Genomic DNA, 305 nt, shown 5'->3' on the forward strand with positions numbered 1-305 from the left:
TATGTTGTCGATTGGTGGTGATTCCAATACTATCTTGATTGCTAAAATTCTTGGCTTCCAATCAGTTAGGAAGTTTGAAGAAATCCACCTTACAGATAAACATAAGGGGTTAAATTCTCAATCTGGCATGTTGTCCAGCTTCGGACATGGAAACATAGATACAAACTTCAAACACTACTTCAATCTACATTTGGATGGAGTAAAGAAATTGAATAGATTGAAGATTTTGAAAGAAAAGAAACAAAACAATATTATCAATCAAGAAGAAGAAAGTGAACTGTTATCATTGTTGCTTGAATTGACTT

At 32.8% G+C, this 305-nt stretch carries 1 protein-coding gene; it reads left to right on the forward strand.

The genetic code is table 11. The annotated features are described in order from the left end of the window. Positions 1-305, forward strand: a 305-nt coding sequence (locus tag RVY79_RS18780) for a hypothetical protein (RefSeq protein WP_317466071.1), incomplete at both ends; no start/stop codon positions are given.

Source organism: Chromohalobacter sp. HP20-39 (assembly GCF_033052815.1).
Classification (GTDB): Bacteria; Pseudomonadota; Gammaproteobacteria; order Pseudomonadales; family Halomonadaceae; genus Chromohalobacter.